The sequence below is a fragment of the Pseudomonas sp. B21-036 genome, from assembly GCF_024748925.1.
Lineage (GTDB): Bacteria > Pseudomonadota > Gammaproteobacteria > Pseudomonadales > Pseudomonadaceae > Aquipseudomonas > Aquipseudomonas palmensis.
This window is the reverse complement of the sequence record NZ_CP087178.1, coordinates 5,587,043-5,607,621: the sequence shown is the minus strand read 5'-3', so window position 1 is coordinate 5,607,621 and position 20,579 is coordinate 5,587,043. Positions and strand designations below refer to the sequence as shown.

The 20,579-nt window shown below is 64.6% G+C and carries 19 protein-coding genes; 11 read left to right on the top strand and 8 right to left on the bottom strand.

The window, feature by feature from the left end; genetic code table 11:
* Position 1: 1 nt before the first annotated feature.
* Positions 2-1,810 carry a sodium-extruding oxaloacetate decarboxylase subunit alpha gene (gene oadA / locus LOY33_RS25630; protein ID WP_043861527.1) on the top strand — a complete coding sequence of 603 codons (1,809 nt, stop codon included), beginning with the start codon at positions 2-4 and terminating at the stop codon, positions 1,808-1,810.
* Between the two features lie 94 nt (positions 1,811-1,904).
* Here the strand turns inward: oadA and LOY33_RS25625 are convergent, their stop codons facing one another.
* Entirely contained in the window at positions 1,905-2,579 is a 675-nt protein-coding gene (locus LOY33_RS25625; RefSeq protein ID WP_054916454.1) for a GNAT family N-acetyltransferase, read from the bottom strand.
* Positions 2,580-2,593: 14 nt separating this feature from the next.
* Positions 2,594-3,040, bottom strand: a complete 447-nt coding sequence (locus LOY33_RS25620; protein ID WP_043861529.1) for a GNAT family N-acetyltransferase — start codon at positions 3,038-3,040, stop codon at positions 2,594-2,596.
* A 107-nt stretch (positions 3,041-3,147) separates the two neighbouring features.
* Between LOY33_RS25620 and LOY33_RS25615 the strand changes: the two genes are divergently transcribed.
* Positions 3,148-4,677 carry a PLP-dependent aminotransferase family protein gene (locus LOY33_RS25615; protein WP_229589181.1) on the top strand — a complete coding sequence of 510 codons (1,530 nt, stop codon included), beginning with the start codon at positions 3,148-3,150 and terminating at the stop codon, positions 4,675-4,677.
* Between the two features lie 2 nt (positions 4,678-4,679).
* Here LOY33_RS25615 and LOY33_RS25610 read toward each other — a convergent pair whose 3' ends face one another.
* The 3 genes from LOY33_RS25610 to LOY33_RS25600 all read right to left on the bottom strand — a co-directional run bounded on the left by LOY33_RS25610 (position 4,680) and on the right by LOY33_RS25600 (position 7,924).
* Complete coding sequence (locus LOY33_RS25610) at positions 4,680-5,717, bottom strand: histone deacetylase family protein (RefSeq protein WP_043861530.1); 1,038 nt, start codon at positions 5,715-5,717, stop codon at positions 4,680-4,682.
* 141 nt (positions 5,718-5,858) lie between these two features.
* On the bottom strand, positions 5,859-6,851 hold the full coding sequence (locus tag LOY33_RS25605) for an AraC family transcriptional regulator (RefSeq protein WP_258660526.1): 993 nt from the start codon (positions 6,849-6,851) through the stop codon (positions 5,859-5,861).
* A gap of 86 nt (positions 6,852-6,937) precedes the next feature.
* On the bottom strand, positions 6,938-7,924 hold the full coding sequence (locus LOY33_RS25600) for an asparaginase (RefSeq protein ID WP_258660523.1): 987 nt from the start codon (positions 7,922-7,924) through the stop codon (positions 6,938-6,940).
* Positions 7,925-8,075: 151 nt separating this feature from the next.
* On the opposite strand from LOY33_RS25600, the gene LOY33_RS25595 reads away from it, so the two are divergent.
* On the top strand, positions 8,076-8,504 hold the full coding sequence (locus tag LOY33_RS25595) for a hypothetical protein (protein ID WP_100634854.1): 429 nt from the start codon (positions 8,076-8,078) through the stop codon (positions 8,502-8,504).
* 126 nt (positions 8,505-8,630) lie between these two features.
* Here the strand turns inward: LOY33_RS25595 and aspA are convergent, their stop codons facing one another.
* Positions 8,631-10,055 (bottom strand): aspartate ammonia-lyase, encoded by a 1,425-nt coding sequence (aspA, locus tag LOY33_RS25590; RefSeq protein WP_043861534.1) that lies wholly within the window; start codon positions 10,053-10,055, stop codon positions 8,631-8,633.
* A 178-nt stretch (positions 10,056-10,233) separates the two neighbouring features.
* On the opposite strand from aspA, the gene LOY33_RS25585 reads away from it, so the two are divergent.
* From LOY33_RS25585 to LOY33_RS25565, 5 genes are all read left to right on the top strand, one after another.
* Positions 10,234-11,139, top strand: a complete 906-nt coding sequence (locus LOY33_RS25585) for a LysR substrate-binding domain-containing protein (protein WP_043861535.1) — start codon at positions 10,234-10,236, stop codon at positions 11,137-11,139.
* 212 nt (positions 11,140-11,351) lie between these two features.
* A complete protein-coding gene (purE, locus tag LOY33_RS25580; RefSeq protein ID WP_054916459.1) occupies positions 11,352-11,843 on the top strand; it encodes a 5-(carboxyamino)imidazole ribonucleotide mutase in 492 nt (163 codons plus the stop codon).
* Between the two features lie 10 nt (positions 11,844-11,853).
* Positions 11,854-12,936, top strand: a complete 1,083-nt coding sequence (locus LOY33_RS25575) for a 5-(carboxyamino)imidazole ribonucleotide synthase (protein WP_043861537.1) — start codon at positions 11,854-11,856, stop codon at positions 12,934-12,936.
* Positions 12,937-13,028: 92 nt separating this feature from the next.
* The gene (locus LOY33_RS25570) at positions 13,029-13,274 is read left to right on the top strand and encodes a GlsB/YeaQ/YmgE family stress response membrane protein (RefSeq protein ID WP_043861538.1); all 246 of its coding nucleotides are present in this window, start codon (positions 13,029-13,031) and stop codon (positions 13,272-13,274) included.
* Between the two features lie 51 nt (positions 13,275-13,325).
* Positions 13,326-13,859, top strand: coding sequence for a DUF3299 domain-containing protein (locus LOY33_RS25565; protein ID WP_043861581.1), 534 nt, complete (start codon positions 13,326-13,328; stop codon positions 13,857-13,859).
* A gap of 104 nt (positions 13,860-13,963) precedes the next feature.
* On the opposite strand, the gene LOY33_RS25560 is transcribed toward LOY33_RS25565, so the two are convergent.
* Together LOY33_RS25560 and LOY33_RS25555 are read right to left on the bottom strand one after the other, a co-directional pair.
* The gene (locus LOY33_RS25560) at positions 13,964-14,860 is read right to left on the bottom strand and encodes a D-hexose-6-phosphate mutarotase (RefSeq protein ID WP_213606581.1); all 897 of its coding nucleotides are present in this window, start codon (positions 14,858-14,860) and stop codon (positions 13,964-13,966) included.
* 72 nt (positions 14,861-14,932) lie between these two features.
* Positions 14,933-15,334 carry an acyl-CoA thioesterase gene (locus tag LOY33_RS25555; RefSeq protein ID WP_009402429.1) on the bottom strand — a complete coding sequence of 134 codons (402 nt, stop codon included), beginning with the start codon at positions 15,332-15,334 and terminating at the stop codon, positions 14,933-14,935.
* A gap of 360 nt (positions 15,335-15,694) precedes the next feature.
* Between LOY33_RS25555 and LOY33_RS25550 the strand changes: the two genes are divergently transcribed.
* From LOY33_RS25550 to LOY33_RS25540, 3 genes are all read left to right on the top strand, one after another.
* Positions 15,695-16,984 carry an MFS transporter gene (locus LOY33_RS25550; protein ID WP_043861540.1) on the top strand — a complete coding sequence of 430 codons (1,290 nt, stop codon included), beginning with the start codon at positions 15,695-15,697 and terminating at the stop codon, positions 16,982-16,984.
* Positions 16,985-17,134: 150 nt separating this feature from the next.
* On the top strand, positions 17,135-18,136 hold the full coding sequence (locus tag LOY33_RS25545; RefSeq protein ID WP_043861541.1) for a phosphate ABC transporter substrate-binding protein PstS: 1,002 nt from the start codon (positions 17,135-17,137) through the stop codon (positions 18,134-18,136).
* Between the two features lie 138 nt (positions 18,137-18,274).
* Positions 18,275-20,563 carry an ABC transporter permease subunit gene (locus LOY33_RS25540; RefSeq protein ID WP_043861542.1) on the top strand — a complete coding sequence of 763 codons (2,289 nt, stop codon included), beginning with the start codon at positions 18,275-18,277 and terminating at the stop codon, positions 20,561-20,563.
* Positions 20,564-20,579: the final 16 nt, after the last annotated feature.

The window sequence follows — 20,579 nt, the reverse complement described above, 5'->3', positions numbered from 1 at the left end:
AATGTCCAAGAAAATTTTCGTAACCGACACGATCCTGCGCGACGCCCACCAATCGCTGCTGGCCACCCGCATGCGCACCGACGACATGCTGCCGATCTGTGACAAGCTCGACAAGGTGGGCTACTGGTCGCTGGAAGTGTGGGGCGGCGCGACCTTCGACGCCTGCGTGCGCTTCCTCAAGGAAGACCCGTGGGAGCGCCTGCGCAAGCTGCGCGCAGCACTGCCCAACACCCGTCTGCAGATGCTGCTGCGCGGCCAGAACCTGCTTGGCTACCGGCACTACAGCGATGACGTGGTCAAGGCCTTCGTGGCCAAGGCAGCAGTCAACGGCATCGATGTGTTCCGCATCTTCGACGCCATGAACGACGTGCGAAACCTGCGCGTGGCCATCGAGGCCGTGAAGGCGGCCGGCAAGCATGCCCAGGGCACCATCGCCTACACCACCAGCCCGGTGCACACCATCGAGGCGTTCGTGGCCCAGGCCAAGCAGATGGAAGCCATGGGCTGCGATTCCATCGCGATCAAGGACATGGCCGGCCTGCTGACCCCCTACGCCACCGGCGAGCTGGTCAAGGCACTCAAGGCCGAGCAGTCGCTGCCGGTGTTCATCCACAGCCACGACACGGCCGGCCTGGCCGCAATGTGCCAGCTCAAGGCCATCGAAAACGGTGCCGACCATATCGACACCGCCATCTCCAGCTTCGCCTGGGGCACCAGCCACCCGGGCACCGAATCGATGGTTGCAGCGCTCAAGGGCAGCGAGTTCGATACCGGCCTGGACCTGCAACTGCTGCAGGAGATCGGCCTGTACTTCTATGCCGTGCGCAAGAAGTACCACCAGTTCGAAAGCGAGTTCACCGCCGTGGATACCCGCGTGCAGGTCAACCAGGTACCGGGCGGGATGATTTCCAACCTGGCCAACCAGCTCAAGGAGCAGGGTGCGCTCAACCGCATGAACGAAGTGCTGGCCGAGATCCCGCGGGTGCGTGAAGACCTCGGCTTCCCGCCGCTGGTCACGCCCACCTCGCAGATCGTCGGCACCCAGGCGTTCTTCAACGTGCTGGCCGGCGAGCGCTACAAGACCATCACCAACGAGGTGAAGCTGTACCTGCAGGGCGGCTACGGCAAGGCACCGGGGGTGGTCGACGAGAAGCTGCGTCGCCAGGCCATCGGCAGCGAAGACGTCATCGACGTGCGCCCCGCCGACCTGCTCAAGCCCGAGATGACCAAGCTGCGTGCCGACATCGGCAGCCTGGCCAAGTCCGAAGAAGACGTGCTGACCTTCGCTATGTTCCCGGACATCGGGCGCAAGTTCCTTGAAGAGCGTGAAGCCGGCAGCCTGACCCCTGAAGTGCTGCTGCCGATTCCGGAAGCCGGCGCGGTGGCCTCGGCCGGTGGCGAAGGCGTACCAACCGAGTTCGTGATCGACGTGCACGGCGAGACCTACCGCGTGGATATCACCGGTGTGGGCGTCAAGGCCGAAGGCAAGCGCCACTTCTACCTGTCCATTGACGGCATGCCGGAAGAGGTGGTGTTCGAGCCGCTCAACGAGTTCGTCGGCGGTGGCAGCAGCAAGCGCAAGCAGGCCAGCGAGCCGGGCCATGTGAGCACCACCATGCCGGGCAACATCGTCGATGTGCTGGTCAAGCAGGGCGACACGGTCAAGGCCGGCCAGGCGGTGCTGATCACCGAAGCGATGAAGATGGAAACCGAGGTGCAATCGGCCATCGCCGGCAAGGTTGCAGCCATACACGTGGCCAAGGGCGACCGGGTCAACCCGGGCGAGATCCTGATCGAGATCGAAGGCTGACTCAGGCCTTCATCTGCAAGCGGTTAACCTCTGGGGAGCGAATTGCTCCCCTTTTTTTATCTTCTGTTGGATACGCCCGCTCCGGGTACCGGCCTCACGCACCCGTACGGCACGCTTCCAGCGTCTTGAGCTGACCCTCTGGGCGCTGGTTGTCCTCGCTCAGCCAGCGTTCGAAACCAGCGGCAATGGCCGGCCATTCGTCATCGGTGATGGAGTACCAGGCCGTGTCGCGGTTGTGGTCCTTGGTCACCATGTGCTTGCGAAACACCCCTTCGAAGGTGAACCCGAAACGCTCGGCCGCGCGCTTGGAGCGGGCATTGTCGTTGTTGCACTTCCATTCCAGACGCCGGTTGCCCAGGGCGAAGGCCTGCTTGCCCAGCAGGTAGATGGCCTCGGTGCCCTTGGGCGTGCGCTGCATGGCCGCGCCGAAGGCAATGTGGCCGATCTCGATACGGCCCTGCTCGGGCACGATCGACATCAGGCTGAGGATACCCTGGGTCTGCCCGCTGGCCAGGTCGATCACGCTGTAGAACAGCGGGTCGCTGCTGGCGGCGTTGCTGTCTAGCCAGTGGTCGAAGTCTTCGCGCTCGGTGAATGGTCCGTAGGCCAGGTACTTCCACAGTGTCTGGTCGGCCTCGGGGCCCTGGAACACCGCCCACAGGTGCTCGCGGTCGCGGCGCGGGTCGAGTTTTTCCAGGCGGATGAAGCGCCCGACCAGCGGGACAGGCTGCGGGGCCTTGGCCGGCCGCCAGTTCAACGGTGTGCTCATGGTGGCTTCTCCGATTACAGGGCTTTGCGGAACTGGATGAAACCCGGCCGTTCGGCCACCTGTTCATACAGCGAAATACCGGTGGCGTTGGTTTCATGGGTCAGCCAGTGCACCTTGGTGCAGCCGGCCTGGCGCGCCGTGTCGTACACCAGCTCGATCAGTTGGCGACCCACGCCCTTGCCGCGCTGGTTGGCGTCGACATACAGATCCTGCAGGTAGCAGGCGTTTTCCACCGTCCAGTTGGAGCGGTGGTAGATCCAGTGCACCATGCCCACCGCCTTGCCATCGACCCAGGCCAGCGCAGCGTTGGTCGGCTCGCTGGTGTCGAGCATGCGCTGCCAGGTCACGGCACTGACCGCCTCATCGATGCGGGTCTCATAGAAACGCTGGTAGGCCTGCCACAGCGGCAGCCAGGCGGCGTGGTCATCGGCGGTCACGGGGCGCAGGGTCACGGTAGACATCGAAGGATCCTTGTGTGCGATACAGGGGTTGGCGAATGGCCCCATCCTAGGCAGGCTATTGGCTTATGGTAAGAGCCATTTCCGGCTTATTTGGCAGGTCCAATTTCATGAGCGAACGTAGCGTTGCCTTGCCCTTCGACCCCACCGGCATCGTGCTGGACCGTCGTCAGGGGCTCAGTCGCCAGTTGTACCAGGCGCTGCGCCAGCGCGTGCTGGACGGGCGACTGGGTAGCGGCACGCGTCTTCCCGCCACCCGCGACATGGCCGCAGCGCTGGCCGTCTCACGTAACAGCGTAGTTCGTGCCTACGACCAGCTGTATGCCGAAGGCTATATCGAAAGCCGGGTGGGCGATGGTACCTACGTCAGTCAGCTGCCAAAACTATCCACAAAACTGTCCACAGGGTTATCCCTGGGTTTTTCCACAGGGTTATCCACAAAAACGGGTGATTGCACTGAGGATTTATCCAGTAAAGTTATCCACACGGACGTGCTGGAGCGCCTGGAAAACAATCATTTATCCGTGCATGAGCCTCGTGCGCCGCGGGCTTTTCAGGTTGGCATACCGGCCTTCGACCTGTTCCCCTTCGAGGTGTGGGCCAAGCTGCAGGCGGGTTTCTGGCGAAATCCCGACCCGGCGTCACTCGGTTACGGCGACCCGGCCGGAGAACCGCTGCTGCGCGAGCTGATTGCCACCTACCTGCGTCGCTCCCGTGGGTTGTCCTGCGTGGCTGAACAAATTGTGATCACCAGTGGTGCGCAGCAGGCAATCAGCCTTTGTGCACAGCTGCTGCTGGCGCCCGGTGACGGTGTGGCTGTGGAAAACCCCGGCTATCGTGCGGCGGGCAAAGCCTTCGCCATGGCGGGCGCGAAGGTGCATGGCGTGGGGGTGGATCTCGACGGGTTGCAGTGCGCTGCCCTGGCCCAGTTGCCCAACTGTCGCCTGAGCTACGTTACCCCCGCGCATCAGTACCCCACCGGCGTCACCCTGAGCCTGGCGCGGCGCCTGGAACTGCTGGCCTGGGCCGAGCGCAACGACAGCTGGATCATCGAGGACGACTACGACGGCGAGTACCGCTACAGCGGCGCGCCGTTGGCCCCGCTGGCAGCCCTGGACCGCAGCGGACGGGTGCTGTATGTCGGCACCTTCGGCAAGGTGGCCTTCCCGGCGCTGCGTCTGGGTTACCTTGTGCTGCCGGCCCGGCTGGTGGAGGCATTCTCGCGCTTTCGGGCGTTGGCGGTGCGCCATTCCGAGGTCGGCACACAGGCGGTGATGGCGCAGTTCATGGCCAAAGGGCACTTCCAGCGTCATATCCGGCGCATGCGCCGCGCGGCGTTGAGCCGGCGCAATGCGCTGCTGGCCGGCTGGCCGAAGGCTGTGGCGGGGCTGGGAGCCTTGCCGGAGGTGGCGGCGGGCCTGCACCTGAAGATCGACGTGCACAGCCAGGCGCGCGAGCGGGAACTGATCGCCCGTGCCGCAGCGGTGGGTGTCGAACTCAATGCGCTGAGTGATTACTGGTTGCCCGACACGCCGCTGCCTGTGGATAAGCGTGCCGGACTGGTGCTGGGGTTCGCGGCCGTGAACGAGGCCGCGATTGCCCAGGCCCTGGCACGCCTTGCACGTGCCTGGGCCGACTGAGCCTAGCCTTGACGGGCGCGCTCGAAGCCCTCGAGCACGTTGACCGCGTTGACGCCGATTTCGGCCACGGCATAGCCACCTTCCATGATGAACAGGGTCGGCTTGCCCAACTGCGCGATGCGCTCGCCCATGGCCAGGTAGTCGGGGCTGTCGAGCTTGAATTGCGAGATCGGGTCGTCCTTGAAGGTGTCCACGCCCAGCGAGATCACCAGCACTTCGGGGTCATACGCGCCGATGCGTTCGCAGGCTTCGTCCAGCGCGCCGCGCCAGGTGGCCCAGTCGCTGCCTGCCGGCAGCGGGTAGTTGAAGTTGCAGCCCAGCCCGTCGCCTTCGCCGTGCTCGTCGGCATAGCCGAGGAAGAACGGGAATTCGGCCTGCGGGTCGCCATGGATCGAGGCGAACAGCACGTCGTTGCGCGCGTAGAAGATCTGCTGGGTACCGTTGCCGTGGTGGTAGTCCACATCCAGGATCGCCACGCGCTGGCGACCGTGGTCGATGAAGGCCTGGGCGGCGATCGCGGCGTTGTTCAGATAGCAGTAGCCCCCCATCACGTCGCTGGCGGCATGATGCCCCGGTGGCCGGCACAGGGCGAAGGCGCTGTGGGCACCGGCCTGCACCGCCGCCTGTGCGGTCAGGGCAACCTGCGCCGAGCTGTAGGCGGCCTGCCAGGTGCCGGCGGTGATCGGTGCACCGGCGTCGAAGCTGTAATAGCCCAGCTCGCCATGCAGGCCGCTGGGTTTGACCTGGCGCAGGCTGCGCGCCGGCCAGGTGAACGGCAGCAGGTCGCCGTCATGGCCCAGTGCGCTCCAGCGCTGCCAGGCGCCCTGAAAGAAATCCAGGTAGTCGGCGCTGTGCACGCGCAGCAGCGGTGCGCGGCCAAAATCGGTAGGGCCTTCGACGGGCCCCAGGCCCTGGGCCTTGACCCGCTCGAGCACATGGTCGGCACGCGAGGGCATTTCGAAGCAGGGCATCAACTGCCCGTCGATCAGCTCGCAGCGGCCGTGGTGCAGGCGATGGTCATCGGAATAGATCGTCAGCATTTTTTGTTCTCCGGGTTTACTGGCGTGGCCCCATTGTCGAGAGGTACGCCCACGGGCAGAACGGCGCAAACGGCCAAAAGGGGATCGATATGGCCAACACGGTTGTCCGCATTTCGCCCCCTCGCGGTGCATGCGCGTGTTTCAGGCGCGAAAATGGCTCGGTGCCACGCCGCTCCAACGCAGGAAGGCGTGTCGGAAGCTGGCCGGCTCGCTGAAGCCCAGCACCTCGGCGATGCGGTAGATCGGCAGCTCGTCCTCGGCCAGCAACTGCTTGGCCCGTTCGAAGCGCAGCTCATCGAGCAGTTGTTGATAACTGCTGCCCAGCTCGTGCAGGTGGCGACGCAGGGTGCGTGACGAACAGCTCATCTGCCGCGCCAGGCCCTCGAGGCCTGGTGGTGCCTCCAACTGCTGCTGCAGCAGCTGGCGAATGCGCCCGAGCCAGGCCTGGCGCCCGGTGAATTCCAGGTTCTGCCGGCGGCAGCGTTCGCTCATCGCACGGTGGGTGATCGGGTCGGCCAGGGGCAGGGCCCGGGCCAGCCAGTGGCGTTCGAAGGCAAAGGCATTGTCGCTGGCGCCGAACTGCAGGGGGCAGTCGAAAGGCGCGCTGTAGAGCGCCTGGTAATCCGGGGCAGGGTGAGCGAAACGCGCGCCCAGCAAGGGCAGCGGCTGGCCGAGCAGGTCGTTGCAGATGACCTTGAGCGACGTCAGGCAGAACTCGGCATTGAACGCCGCAAGCTCCGGGGCCTGGCCGTAGTCGCTGGCGCTGAACCAGACCCGCTCGCCGTCCTCGATCAGGCGCAGCTGGAAAAGTGTTCCCAGCAGCGCGGGGTACTGCAGGGCCAGGTGCAGGGCGTCACCCAGGGTGGCACCGGAAAGCAGGGCGTAACCGAGCATGCCGTAGGATGAAACGTGCATGCGCTGGCCCAGTTCCAGCCCGACTTCCCGGCGCATGGCCACGGCGTTGGCGCACACGCGCAGTTCCTGGTGCGTGGTGATGCGCCAGTCGGCGCGGCCCAGGTCGGCCGGGGTGATGCCGGTGCCTTCGAGCAGACGATGGGCGGCATGGTCTTCGTCCTTGAAGGCCTGCAGCATCAGGCAAACCGCGTTCAGGGTGGTGAGGTGGGAGTGGAGCATGCTCGGCATCCGGCTGAGGGGCTTGGGGTTGAGTGAGCAATTTGTATGCCCTTCAGGGCCTGTTCGCTGGCAAGCCAGCGAAGGGCTCAACGTAACTCGCCAGCCAGGTCCAGCCCAACCAGCCGTCGCACCTCGTCAACCGGCAACTGGCTACCGAGCAATGCCTGCAATTTGCCGAACGCCGCCTCCCGGGTCATTCCGCCACCCGACAGCACACCGGCCTCGCGCAGGCGGCTGCCGGCTGCGTACACCTCCAGTTCGACCCCGCCTTCATGGCACTGGGTGATCGCCACCACCACGATGGCACGCGCGCGGGCCTGTTCCAGCACGGCCACGAACGCATCGTCATCACACGGCCCGGTGCCGCTGCCATAGCATTCCAGCACCAGCCCCTGGACCCCGCTGTCGAGTGTGGCCTGCAACAGCGCGGCGTCGAGGCCTGGCACCAGCGGCAACACTGCAACCTTGGCCACATGCAGCGGCGCGCGATAAGCCAGTGCTGCCGGTACAGGCGCCTGCGCCGCACCGCCCGAGCGCTGCAAGGTCGCGAACGGGTTCCGGCCGAAGCTGCGCACCTTGGCGGTGCGGTTTGGTGCCAGCAGCTGACCGTGGAAATACAGCTGAACACCCGGCGACGTACCCTGGCTCAGCACCTGCAGCGCCCCCGTGAGGTTCTCCCACGCATCGCTGTCCGGCGTACCGGCCGGCAGCATCGAGCCGGTGAACAGCACCGGCACCGTCAGCCCGAGCAACTGGAAGCTCATGGCGGCGGCGCTGTAGGCCAGGGTGTCGGTGCCATGCAGCACCAGCACGCCATCGCAGCCCTGGCCATCCACTGCTTCGATGATCGCGGCGCGCAGGCGCTGCCAGTAGCAGGGCGTCATGTTGGCGCTGTCGATCAGCGGCAGCAGTTCGCGGAACTGCCAGGCTGCCAGGCCAGGTTGCCCGGCCAGTTGCTCACGCATGCGCTGCTCGAAGCCCGACGCCGGGGCCAGGCCGCCGGCGCTGGCCTGCATGCCGATGGTGCCACCGGTGTACAGCACCATGATGTTGTGGGCAGGGGCCGGGGTCATGGCCTGTCTCCGTGCTCGACTGAAGGAAAGCCGACCACCTTACGCCATCCCCCGGCGCGCTGTCAGCGGCCGGGCCGCCCGAGTTCGCGATGGGCAGCGTGACGGCCAGCGGTTACCATCGCGCCTGCTTCAGGACGAAGGTGCCAAGGACGTGTCGACGAACAAGTACAAATCCGCGCAAGAGCGCCTGTGCGCCGCGGTGGACCTCAATTGCCCGGCATGCGGGCACGTCTGGTTGCCGAGCGAGGGCGAGCTGGAAACGCTCATGGGCGGGCAGCCGCTCACCTGTGCAAAGTGTGCGCAGGCACTGGTGTTGCCCGAGGCGGATCACCGGGCCATGAAGCGCCACCTCAGCCGTTCCAACTGGGCAGACCTGATCAGCGGGCTGGGCGTGGTGCTGTGCTTTATCGGGGTGCTCACGGTGCGCCATTACACGGGCGATCTGACCGCCTTCATGGTGGCGCTCTGCCTGGCGTTCGTGTGGTGGTTCATGAAGGAGATCGTCAGCGATTCGACCTTCCTGAATGTGCTGCTGCTGCCCTCGTCGGCAGAAGCAGCCGACACTACCGGTTCGCTGTAGGCGCCGGCATTGCTGGCGAAGCTCGCGCCGCAGGCAAAAAAAAGGGCCCGGAGACAAAGTCCCTGGGCCCTCAAAAGGTGAGAGGTGTCTAGTCCCTCAACCTGGTGAGCGGTAGTACGGCGTCGGTTACGCTTTGAGCGGTACCAGACGCGGTGCAATCATGTTTTCCGGACGCAGGATGTCGTTGAGCATCGCTTCGTCCAGCAGGCCTTCCTCACGCACCAGTTCCAGTACGCCGCGGCCGCTTTCCAGCGCGATACGGGCAATACGGGTGGCGTTTTCGTAGCCGATGTACGGGTTCAGGGCGGTGACCAGGCCGATCGAGTGTTCGACCAGTTCACGGCAGCGCTGTTCGTTGGCGGTGATGCCGACGATGCAGTGCTCGCGCAGCATGTCCATGGCGCGTTGCAGCAGACGGATCGAGTCGAAGATCTTGTAGGCGATCAGCGGCTCCATCACGTTCAGCTGCAGCTGGCCGCCTTCGGCCGCGATGGTCAGCGCGATGTCGTTGCCGATGATGGCGAAGGCCACCTGGTTGACCGCTTCCGGGATAACCGGGTTGACCTTGCCGGGCATGATCGAGCTGCCTGGCTGACGCGCCGGCAGGTTGATCTCGTTGATGCCGGTGCGCGGGCCGCTGGACAGCAGGCGCAGGTCGTTGCAGATCTTCGACAGCTTGACTGCAGTGCGCTTGAGCATGCCGGAGAACAGCACGAAGGCGCCCATGTCGGAGGTGGCTTCGATCAGGTCGGCAGCCGGTACCAGCGGCTGGCCGCTGATCAGCGCCAGACGCTGTACGGCCAGGGCCTGGTAGCCCGGGTCGGCGTTGATGCCGGTACCGATCGCGGTACCGCCCAGGTTGACTTCGGTCAGCACTTCCGGCGCCAGGGTGCGCAGGCGGTTGAGGTCTTCGGTCAGGGTGGTGGCGAAGGCACGGAATTCCTGGCCCAGGGTCATCGGCACGGCGTCCTGCAGCTGGGTACGGCCCATCTTCAATACGTGACTGAACTCTTCACCCTTGGCAGCGAAGGCCTGGATCAGGCTGTCGAGGCTGGCCAGCAGCGCATCGTGACCCAGCAGCAGGCCCAGACGGATGGCGGTCGGGTAGGCGTCGTTGGTCGACTGCGCCATGTTCACGTCGTTGTTCGGGTGCAGGTACTGGTACTCGCCCTTCTGGTGACCCATCGCTTCCAGCGCGATGTTTGCGATCACTTCGTTGGCGTTCATGTTGGTGGAGGTACCGGCACCGCCTTGAATCATGTCGACCACGAACTGCTCGTGGAAGTCACCGCGGATCAGGCGGGCACAGGCCTCGCTGATGGCGGCGTGCTTGGCATCGCTCAGGTGACCCAGCTCGCGGTTGGCGTCGGCAGCTGCCTGTTTGACCATGGCCAGGCCGACAACCATTTTCGGGTAGTGCGACAGCGGCACGCCAGAGAGGTGGAAGTTGTTGGCAGCACGCAGGGTCTGGATACCGTAGTAGGCATCAGCAGGGACTTCGAGGGTGCCAAGCAGGTCTTTTTCGACACGGAACGATGCAGCAGCGGACATGATAGAGATCATCTCGAGTTAGGCCCGGCACATGCCGGAATGGCGCCAATCCTAGGCCTGCACGGATTTTGCGGCCAATGCTGTTGCACGCTAACCTATGCACAAACGGCATAACGTTCCATGTGACGCCAATTGACATTCGAGCGTGTACCATTTTGGTGCATGCCTGGAGAGCCCGATGAACCTCGAAAGCAAATGGCTGGAAGATTTCAGCGCCCTGGCCGCCACCCGCAGCTTTTCCCAGGCGGCGGAGCGTCGCTTCGTGACCCAGCCGGCGTTCAGCCGGCGCATTCGCAGCCTGGAGGCTGCGTTGGGGCTGACCCTGGTCAACCGCTCGCGCACGCCGATCGAGTTGACCGCTGCCGGCCAACTGTTCCTGGTGACGGCGCGCACGGTGGTCGACCAGCTGGGCGAGGTGCTGCGCCACTTGCATCACCTGGAAGGCGGGCAGGGCGAGGTGATCCAGGTGGCGGCGGCGCACTCGCTGGCGCTGGGCTTCTTTCCGCGCTGGATCGCGCAGTTGCGCAACGACGGTCTGAACATCGCCACGCGGCTGGTGGCGACCAACGTCGGCGATGCGGTGCACGCCCTGCGCGAAGGTGGCTGCGACCTGATGCTGGCGTTCTACGACCCGGATGCGGCCCTGCAGATGGACGCTGAGATCTTCCCCTCGCTGCACCTGGGGCACACCGAGATGCTGCCGGTGTGTGCAGCGGATGCCGACGGCAAGCCGCTGTTCGACCTGGAAAACGACGCCAGCGTGCCCTTGCTGGCCTACAGCGCCGGAGCGTTTCTGGGGCGTTCGGTGAATCTGCTGCTGCGCCAGCGCAACCTGCGCTTTACCACCATCTACGAAACCGCCATGGCCGACAGCCTCAAGAGCATGGCCCTGGAAGGCCTGGGTATTGCCTGGGTGCCGCGCCTGTCGGCCCGCGCCGAGCTTGAACGTGGCGAGCTGGTGATCTGTGGCGGTGCGCAATGGCACGTGCCGCTGGAGATCCGCCTGTACCGCTGCGCGCTGGTGCGCAAGGCCAACGTGCGCCTGCTGTGGCGCAAGCTCGAAGGCGGGCCGGCGACGGCTTGACTCCAGAGTCAGCCCGAAGCCCTGAAAAAGCCCGAAAAATAAGGCTTACAGTTGGTCGCCGGGGTGCATCAAACACACGGCTTTACGATATACTGCGCGGCCTTCGGTCGGTACACCCGGCCCTAATTCGCATAACAAGCCACGCCGGTCGTCCCTGCGTGGCTTGTTGTTTTTTGACGCGCCTGAAGGCGCCCAAGAGAAGAGGCTCGACGATGAGTGCACTGGTTGGCGTGATCATGGGCTCCAAGTCCGATTGGTCCACCCTTAGCCACACCGCCGATATGCTGGAAAAACTCGGCATTCCCTACGAAGTGAAGGTGGTTTCCGCCCACCGCACGCCGGACCTGCTGTTCCAGTACGCCGAAGAGGCCGAAGGCCGTGGCATCGAGGTGATCATCGCCGGTGCCGGTGGCGCTGCCCACCTGCCAGGCATGTGCGCCGCCAAGACCCACCTGCCGGTGCTGGGTGTTCCGGTGCAGTCGGCCATGCTCTCGGGCGTCGATTCGCTGCTGTCGATCGTGCAGATGCCGGCCGGCATCCCGGTTGCCACCCTGGCCATCGGCAAGGCTGGCGCGATCAACGCCGCGCTGCTCTCGGCGAGCATCCTGGGCGCCAAGCACCCGCAGTTCCATACCGTTCTGAAACAGTTCCGCGCTGAGCAGACAGACAACGTTCTGGACAATCCAGACCCGCGCCAGGCCTGAGGTCACACGCATGAAAATCGGTGTAATCGGTGGCGGCCAACTGGGCCGCATGCTGGCCCTGGCGGGTACCCCGCTGGGCATGAACTTCGCTTTCCTCGACCCGGCCCCTGACGCCTGTGCGGCCGCCCTGGGCGAGCACCTGCGTGCCGACTACGGCGACCAGGATCACCTGCGCCAGCTGGCCGACGAAGTCGACCTGGTGACCTTCGAATTCGAAAGCGTGCCAGCCGAGACGGTGGCCTTCCTGTCGCAGTTCGTGCCGGTGTATCCGAGCGCCGAAGCGCTGCGCATCGCCCGCGACCGGCTGTTCGAGAAGAGCATGTTCCGTGACCTGGGCATCCCGACCCCGGCCTTCGCCGACATCCAGTCGCAAGCCGACCTGGAGGCCGCCGTCGCCAGCATCGGCCTGCCGGCCGTGCTCAAGACCCGCACCCTGGGTTATGACGGCAAGGGCCAGAAGGTGCTCCGCACCGAAGCCGATGTTGTCGACACGTTCGCCGAACTTGGTAGCGTGCCCTGCCTGCTGGAGGGCTTCGTGCCGTTCACCGGCGAGGTGTCGCTGATTGCCGTTCGCGGCCGCGATGGCGAGACGCGCTTCTACCCGCTGGTGCACAACACCCACGACAGCGGCATCCTGCGCCTGTCGGTGGCCAGCGAAGACCACCTGCTGCAGAGCCTGGCCGAAGACTACGCGAGCCGCGTGCTTGAGCAGCTCGACTATGTCGGCGTGCTGGCGTTCGAGTTCTTCGAGGTCGACGGTGGCCTGAAGGCCAACGAGATCGCTCCGCGTGTGCACAACTCCGGGCACTGGACCATCGAAGGCGCCGAGTGCAGCCAGTTCGAGAACCACCTGCGCGCCGTGGCCGGCCTGCCGCTGGGCTCGACCGCCAAGGTCGGCGAAAGCGCCATGCTCAACTTCATCGGCGAAGTGCCGGCGGTGGCTGCGGTCGTGGCTATCGACGACTGTCATCTGCATCACTACGGCAAGGCCTTCAAGGCCGGGCGCAAGGTCGGTCACGCCACCCTGCGCTGCGCCGACATGGCCACGCTGGAGCAGAAGATCCAGCAGGTCGAAGCGCTCATCGCAGGCTGAGCGGAACCATTCCCGCCGCGCATCCCTCTGATGGCAGGATGCCAAAGCGCTGACTAGGCTTTGGCTCGTGCACTCAATTCAGAGGGAATGCCATGGGTATCATCGGAACCATCTTCATCGGCCTGATCGTCGGCTTGCTGGCACGTTTTCTGAAGCCGGGCGACGACAGCATGGGCTGGATCATGACCATTCTGCTGGGTATCGCCGGCTCTCTGGCGGCGACCTACGGTGGCCAGGCGCTGGGGATCTACCATGCGGGCGAGGGTGCTGGCTTCCTCGGTGCACTGGTGGGTGCAATCATCCTGCTGGTGATCTACGGCATGATCAAAAAGCGCTGACAGGGCGCTAGAATGCTCGGCAACTTTCCGTCAGTTGCCGAGCTTTTTTTCATGCGCCGAGTCGTACTGCTTACCCTGTTGCTGTGTAGTGGCCTGGCCCGCGCCGAGCTGCCCGAGACCGACTGGCTGGAGCTGATGCCCAAGTCGGACCAGAAGGCGCTGGAGCAGATGCCCGAGATCGACCACAACTCCCCCGAGGCGATGGGTACCTTTACCGAGAAGGGTGGCCTGAAGCAGAGCAAGGGCCTGCCGGCGGTGATGTATTCGAGCAAGACGGTGGCTGCCATGAACGGCAGGCAGATCCGTCTGGGCGGGTACCCGGTGCCGTTGGAAACCGACGCCAAGGGCAACAGCACGCTGTTCTTCCTCGTGCCCTATCCGGGCGCCTGCATCCATGTACCGCCACCACCGCCCAACCAGCTGGTGCTGGTGCGTTATCCCCATGGCCTGAAGCTGGACGATATCTACACGCCGCTGTGGGTCAGCGGCACGCTGAAGGTGGAGAAGGTCAGCAATGACCTGGCCGATGCGGCGTATGCGCTGGATGCGGGGAAGGTGAGGGTTGTGGAGGACTCCGACCTGTAACCGCGCCGTCTGCATCGCGGGTCAAGCCCGCTCCCACAGGTACAGTGCTGCCCTCATGATCAGTGCTATGCCCGGTGGGAGCGGGCTTGACCCGCGATAGCGGTCTAGAGCGGTTCGCTGCCGATACTGACACTCAGCGAATGGGTCGCCCCGGGCGCAAGTTCCACCACGTCATCCCACACGTTTGCCGTCTCGATGCACAGCATCCGCTGCCAGCCGTCATCGGCCATGTCCGTGAGCTGCGCGGCGCGGTCCACCCATGGGTTCCAGATCACCGCCGAACGCGAACCCTGGGTACGCAGGGTGATACGCCGGTTCCAGCCCGGGTCGACGATGCTCAGACGCTCAGGTGCCTGCAGGTAGATGCGGTCGGTTTCCCCGGCAAACCCCAGGTCGCCCTGCTGGGTGCGTTGCTCCCAGTCTGCCAGCGTCTCGATGTAGGCCAGCCCGTCCACGCCTTCTACCCGCGCGCCACGCACGTCGCTGACTGCAAAGTAGCTGTGCAGCGCCTGGCTGAGGGTGACGCTGCCACTGCCCAGGTTGTGGCTGTCGAGGGTCAGCGCCAGTTCCTCGCCGAGCACGATGCTCAGTTTCAGTTCCACCGTGTGCGGCCAGCCGGGTAGCTCTCCCAACGCCTGGGGCAGCGTGAAGTCCACGCGTACCGAATCCGCACTGCTGTCGATACCCAGCAACTGCCAGTCACGCCCGCGCACCAGCCCGTGGGCCGGGGCCTCGGCGCCGTGGAACATGGCCTGTACGGCCGCTGGGTTGCGTTGCAGGTTGCCGAACCAGGGCCAGCACACCGGGGCACCGGCGCGCACCGATTTGCCCTGCCTGAAGATCGCCTGATCGCTGAGCCACAGCAGCGGCGGCTCGCCCACGCGCTGGTAACTGAGCACCTGTGCGCCCTGCTGGGCAATCAGCAGCTCGGCGCGAGGCGTGGTGATACGCCAGCAGGCAAGCTCGCCATGCTGTTCGACTTCTACCTTGGATGTGGACATGCGTTGCTCTCGAAGGGTGGCCTACGAGGTCTTGGACCTCGCGCAGACCCTCGAGTTTAGCGCGCCCCAGGCTCAGCGACGAGGCGGCACCGAGCGGGTGCGGCCGCTGCCGTCGATGGCGACGAACACGAACACCGCCTCGGTGACCTTGCGCCATTCACTGCTCAGCGGGTCGTCGCTCCACACCTCGACCATCATCTGGATCGAGCTGCGGCCGATTTCCAGGGTCTGGGTATAGAAGGACAATTGCGCGCCCACCGCCACCGGCACCAGAAAGGCCATGCGGTCGATCGCCACGGTGGCGACGCGCCCGCCCGCGACTCGACTGGCCATGGCCGTGCCGGCCAGGTCCATCTGGGCGACCAGCCAGCCGCCGAAGATATCGCCGAAACCGTTGGTTTCACGGGGCAATGCGGTGATCTGTAAGGCAAGGTCGCCTTGCGGAATAGGATCTTCTTGTTCGAGTTCAATCATGCCGGGGGTGCCTCTGACCCGTAACGCTTCGTTGGTTTGCGCTGGTGCGGACGCCGCGAAAAACGATTCAGCACGAACATACTACGCTGCTTCGCTCTGCCGTGCGGCGAAGGGAAACTCTGCGAAACCGACTAAGCATACCTAGCGGCGTTTTCGCACAACATCCCACACAAGGCGTAACCGTTTGATACGAGCGGCCAGTATATAGAGCCGCGCGTGGGGCGACGACCATGCGGTCATGATTATCTGCCCCGATTATGTCGATCCATGTGCTTTTTCGAACAATTTGCTATCGTTCGACCTCCTGATAGGCCGGGGCCAGCGCTGCCGCGGCCTGATTTGCCAATAAGAGACGCTTCGATGACCTCCGTGCCCCCCTCCATAGAGCAGCCCTCGCGGCCGCTCACCCGCAGTGACTACAAGACCCTGTCGCTCTCCGCCCTGGGCGGGGCGCTGGAGTTCTACGACTTCATCATCTTCGTGTTCTTCGCCGCGGTGGTGGGCAAGCTGTTCTTTCCGGTCGACATGCCCGAGTGGCTGCGCCTGATGCAGACCTTCGGCATCTTCGCTGCCGGCTACCTGGCGCGCCCGCTGGGCGGCATCGTGATGGCCCACTTCGGCGACCTGCTGGGGCGCAAGAAGATGTTCACCCTGAGCATCTTCATGATGGCCGTGCCGACCCTGATCATGGGCCTGCTGCCCACCTACGCACAGATCGGCATGTGGGCACCGATCCTGTTGCTGCTGATGCGCGTGATCCAGGGCGCCGCCATTGGCGGTGAAGTGCCGGGTGCCTGGGTGTTCGTGTCCGAACACGTGCCGGCGCGCAACATCGGCTACGCCTGCGGCACCCTGACGGCGGGCCTCACCTCGGGCATCCTGCTCGGCTCGCTGGTCGCGACCCTGATCAACACCGTGTACACCCCCGAGCAACTGAGCGACTACGCCTGGCGGATCCCGTTCCTGCTCGGCGGCGTGTTCGGCCTGTTTTCGGTGTACCTGCGCCGCTGGCTGCACGAAACCCCGGTGTTCGCCGAGATGCAGCAGCGCAAGGCATTGGCCGAGGAAGTGCCGCTGCGCGCGGTGCTGCGTGACCACCGTGGCGCCATCGTACTGTCGATGCTGCTGACCTGGCTGCTGTCGGCCGGCATCATCGTGGTCATCCTGATGACCCCGACCGTGCTGCAGACTCTCTACGGCATCAGCGCCACCGAGGCCCTCAAGGCCAACAGCCTGGCCATCGTGCTGCTGAGCATCGGCTGCATCGTGGCCGGGCGCCTGGCCGACCGCTTCGGCGCCGGGCGCGTGTTCATCGTCGGCAGCCTGGCGCTGCTGGCCAGCTCCTGGAGCTTCTACCACAACCTGGCGGCGCACCCTGAGTGGCTGTACCCGATGTACGCCGTTACCGGGCTGTGCGTGGGCATCGTCGGTGCGGTGCCTTACGTGATGGTGCGCGCCTTCCCGCCGGTGGTGCGTTTCAGCGGCCTGTCGTTTTCCTACAACCTGGCCTACGCGATCTTCGGTGGCCTGACCCCGATCATGGTCACCTCGCTGATGAAGTTCAGCCCGCTCGGCCCGGCCTACTATGTCGCCGGCATCTGCACCCTGGGCCTGCTGGTAGGCATCTACCTGCTGCTCACCAAGCGCTGAAACCCCGCCCCGCGTCCGCTATAAAGGCCATCCCTCGAACGAGGTGATGGCCTTTCATCTAATTGTCACATTCAGTTCATAGAGTAGTCATACGGCCTGCAGATACTTGGGCCCGATCCATCTACCCCCAATTCCTGCTAGGAGTAAGGCATGAAACTGAAGCGTTTGATGGCGGCCCTGACCTTTGCCGCCGCTGGCGTTGCGACTGCCAACGCAGTTGCCGCTGTTGATCCTGCTATTCCGACCTACGTCAAAACCACCGGCGTATCGGGCAACCTCTCCAGCGTCGGTTCCGATACCCTGGCCAACCTGATGACCCTGTGGGCCGAGGCCTACAAGAAGGAATACCCGAACGTAAACATCCAGATCCAGGCCGCCGGCTCCTCCACCGCGCCACCCGCGCTGACCGAAGGCACCGCCAACCTGGGCCCGATGAGCCGCAAGATGAAAGACGTCGAGCTGCAGGCGTTCGAACAGAAGTACGGCTACAAGCCGACCGCCATCCCGGTCGCCGTCGACGCCCTGGCCGTGTTCGTGCACAAGGACAACCCGATCAAGGGCCTGACCATGGCTCAGGTCGACGCCATCTTCTCCTCCACCCGCCTGTGCGGTGCCAAGGCCGACGTGAAAACCTGGGGCGACCTGGGCGTGACCGGCGACCTGGCCAACAAGCCGGTCCAGCTGTTCGGTCGCAACTCGGTATCCGGCACCTACGGCTACTTCAAGGAAGAAGCCCTGTGCAAAGGCGACTTCAAGCCTAACGTCAACGAACAACCTGGCTCGGCGTCCGTCGTGCAGTCGATCAGCAGCTCGCTGAACGGTATCGGTTACTCGGGCATCGGCTACAAGACCGCCAGCGTGAAAACCGTGGCCCTGGCCAAGAAAGAAGGCGGCGCGTTCGTCGAAGACAACGAAGCCAACGCCCTGAACGGTACCTACCCGCTGTCGCGTTTCCTCTACGTCTACGTCAACAAGGCCCCGAACAAGCCTCTGGCCCCGCTGGAAGCCGAGTTCGTCAAGCTGGTGCTGTCGCAGGCCGGTCAACAGGTCGTGGTGAAAGACGGTTACATCCCGCTGCCCGCCAAAGTGGCCGAGAAAGCGCTGGCCGACCTGGGCCTGAACCACGCCGCCAAAGGCGTCGCTGCAAACTGAGTGTGAACGGGCGCGCCCTGCATTTGTGCGGGCCGCGCTGCAAATTGCGAGTCCGCTGCCAGGCATGCCTGAGCGGCGGGCTTTTTTGCGTCACTGCATTGTCATGTTTTTGTCATACGGGACCGCTAGGGTGAGCGCATGAATGATCTGGCCAACTCCACCATGACCCAAAATTCTCCCCCCGTGCGGATTGATTTCAATACGCCCGAGCTGCAACGCAAGCGTCGCCTGCGTGCATTCAAGGACCGCCTGACCCGCTGGTATGTACTGGTGGGCGGGCTCGCCGTGCTGGCGGCGATCACCTTGATCTTCTTCTACCTGGCCTACGTGGTGGTGCCGCTGTTTCAAGGCGCCGAACTGACCACCAAGAAGGCCATGACCCCGGCCTGGCTGACCCAGGACGCCGGCAAGCCGCTGATGATCGCGCTCGAAGAGCAGAACCTGGTCGGCATGCGCGTCTCGGACAAGGGGCAGGCGCTGTTCTTCGACACCAAGACCGGTGCCGAGCTCAAGCGTGTCGACCTGCCGGTACCGGCCGGCACCCAGGTGACCTCGATCGGCGCCGACCAGCCGGGCAACCCGCTGGTGGTGCTGGGCCTGTCCAACGGCCAGGCACTGGTGTTCAGCCACAGCTACAAGATCACCTACCCGGACAACCACAAGACCATCACCCCGGCCATCGACTACCCCTATGGCCAGCAACCGTTCGCCCTCGGCGATTCGGGCCGTGCGCTGGAGCACGTGAGCCTGAACGTCAATGGCGACACCCTGGTGGTGGCCGGCTCCAGCGGTGCGCAGTTGCAGGTACTGCAACTTAGCCGCGAAGAAAACATGATGACCGGCGAAGTCACCAGCGAGCAGAACCACATCGAACTGCCGCAGATGACCGAGGCGGTCAAGGCGATCTTCATCGACCCGCGCCAGCAGTGGTTGTACGTGATCAACGGGCGGGCCCAGGCCGATGTGTTCAGCCTGCGCGACAAGAGCCTCAACGGTCGTTACAAGCTGCTCGACGACGCCGATGCCGAAGTCACCGCCAGCGCCCAGCTGGTGGGCGGCATCTCGCTGATCATCGGTGACTCCAAGGGTGGCCTGGCCCAGTGGTTCATGGCCCGCGACCCGGACGGCGAACAGCGCTTCAAGCAGATCCGTACCTTCCAGATGGGCAAGGCGCCGATCGTGCAGATCGATGCCGAAGAGCGCCGCAAGGGCTTCGTGGCACTGGATGCCAGCGGCAAGCTCGGCGTGTTCCACAGCACCGCACACCGCACCCTGCTGGTGGAGCCGATGGCCGAAGGCGCCGGCGTGCTGGCACTGTCGCCACGGGCCAACCGCCTGTTCGTCGAAGAGGGCGGCAAGCTGATCCCGGCCAGCCTGCGCAACCCGCACCCGGAAGTGTCCTGGAGCGCGCTGTGGAGCAAGGTCTGGTACGAGAACTACGACGAGCCCAAGTACGTCTGGCAGTCCACCGCGTCGAACACCGACTTCGAGCCCAAGCTGAGCCTGTCGCCACTGACCTTCGGTACGCTCAAGGCCGCGTTCTACGCGATGATCCTGGCCGCACCGCTGGCGATTGCCGCAGCGATCTACACCGCCTACTTCATGGCCCCGGGCATGCGCCGCAAGGTCAAGCCGGTGATCGAGCTGATGGAGGCGATGCCCACGGTGATCCTCGGCTTCTTCGCCGGGCTGTTCCTGGCGCCTTACCTGGAAGGGCATCTGCCCGGTGTGTTCAGCCTGTTCGTGGTGATGCCGTTCGGCATCCTGCTGGCCGGCTTCATCTGGAGCCGCCTGCCGGAGTCGATCCGCCTGCGTGTGCCGGATGGCTGGGAAGCGGCGATCCTGATCCCGGTGATCCTGTTCACCGGCTGGGGTGCGCTGACCCTGAGCCCGTTCCTCGAAACCTGGTTCTTCGGCGGCGACATGCGCCTGTGGATCACCAATGACCTGGGCATCACCTACGACCAGCGCAACGCCCTGGTGGTCGGTATCGCCATGGGCTTTGCGGTCATCCCGAACATCTACTCGATTGCCGAGGACGCCGTGTTCAGCGTGCCGCGCAGCCTGACCCTGGGCTCGCTGGCACTTGGCGCCACGCCGTGGCAGACCCTGACCCGCGTGGTCATCCTGACCGCCAGCCCGGGCATCTTCTCGGCGCTGATGATCGGCATGGGCCGCGCGGTGGGTGAAACCATGATCGTGCTGATGGCCACGGGCAACACCCCGGTCATGGAAATGAACCTGTTCGAAGGTATGCGCACCCTGGCGGCCAACGTCGCGGTGGAGATGCCCGAATCGGAAGTCGGTGGCAGCCACTACCGCGTGCTGTTCCTCGCCGCGCTGGTGCTGCTGATGTTCACCTTCGTGATGAACACCTTGGCCGAGCTGATTCGCCAGCGTCTGCGCAAGAAATACTCGTCGCTTTGATAGAAAGGTAGAGATC

Coding starts and splice junctions, on each gene's coding strand:
- oadA (WP_043861527.1), top strand. CDS start 2: ATGTCCAAGAAAATTTTCGTAACCGACACGATCCTGCGCGACGCCCAC.
- LOY33_RS25625 (WP_054916454.1), bottom strand. CDS start 2,579: ATGAGCACACCGTTGAACTGGCGGCCGGCCAAGGCCCCGCAGCCTGTC.
- LOY33_RS25620 (WP_043861529.1), bottom strand. CDS start 3,040: ATGTCTACCGTGACCCTGCGCCCCGTGACCGCCGATGACCACGCCGCC.
- LOY33_RS25615 (WP_229589181.1), top strand. CDS start 3,148: ATGAGCGAACGTAGCGTTGCCTTGCCCTTCGACCCCACCGGCATCGTG.
- LOY33_RS25610 (WP_043861530.1), bottom strand. CDS start 5,717: ATGCTGACGATCTATTCCGATGACCATCGCCTGCACCACGGCCGCTGC.
- LOY33_RS25605 (WP_258660526.1), bottom strand. CDS start 6,851: ATGCTCCACTCCCACCTCACCACCCTGAACGCGGTTTGCCTGATGCTG.
- LOY33_RS25600 (WP_258660523.1), bottom strand. CDS start 7,924: ATGACCCCGGCCCCTGCCCACAACATCATGGTGCTGTACACCGGTGGC.
- aspA (WP_043861534.1), bottom strand. CDS start 10,055: ATGTCCGCTGCTGCATCGTTCCGTGTCGAAAAAGACCTGCTTGGCACC.
- LOY33_RS25585 (WP_043861535.1), top strand. CDS start 10,234: ATGAACCTCGAAAGCAAATGGCTGGAAGATTTCAGCGCCCTGGCCGCC.
- purE (WP_054916459.1), top strand. CDS start 11,352: ATGAGTGCACTGGTTGGCGTGATCATGGGCTCCAAGTCCGATTGGTCC.
- LOY33_RS25575 (WP_043861537.1), top strand. CDS start 11,854: ATGAAAATCGGTGTAATCGGTGGCGGCCAACTGGGCCGCATGCTGGCC.
- LOY33_RS25570 (WP_043861538.1), top strand. CDS start 13,029: ATGGGTATCATCGGAACCATCTTCATCGGCCTGATCGTCGGCTTGCTG.
- LOY33_RS25565 (WP_043861581.1), top strand. CDS start 13,326: ATGCGCCGAGTCGTACTGCTTACCCTGTTGCTGTGTAGTGGCCTGGCC.
- LOY33_RS25560 (WP_213606581.1), bottom strand. CDS start 14,860: ATGTCCACATCCAAGGTAGAAGTCGAACAGCATGGCGAGCTTGCCTGC.
- LOY33_RS25555 (WP_009402429.1), bottom strand. CDS start 15,334: ATGATTGAACTCGAACAAGAAGATCCTATTCCGCAAGGCGACCTTGCC.
- LOY33_RS25550 (WP_043861540.1), top strand. CDS start 15,695: ATGACCTCCGTGCCCCCCTCCATAGAGCAGCCCTCGCGGCCGCTCACC.
- LOY33_RS25545 (WP_043861541.1), top strand. CDS start 17,135: ATGAAACTGAAGCGTTTGATGGCGGCCCTGACCTTTGCCGCCGCTGGC.
- LOY33_RS25540 (WP_043861542.1), top strand. CDS start 18,275: ATGAATGATCTGGCCAACTCCACCATGACCCAAAATTCTCCCCCCGTG.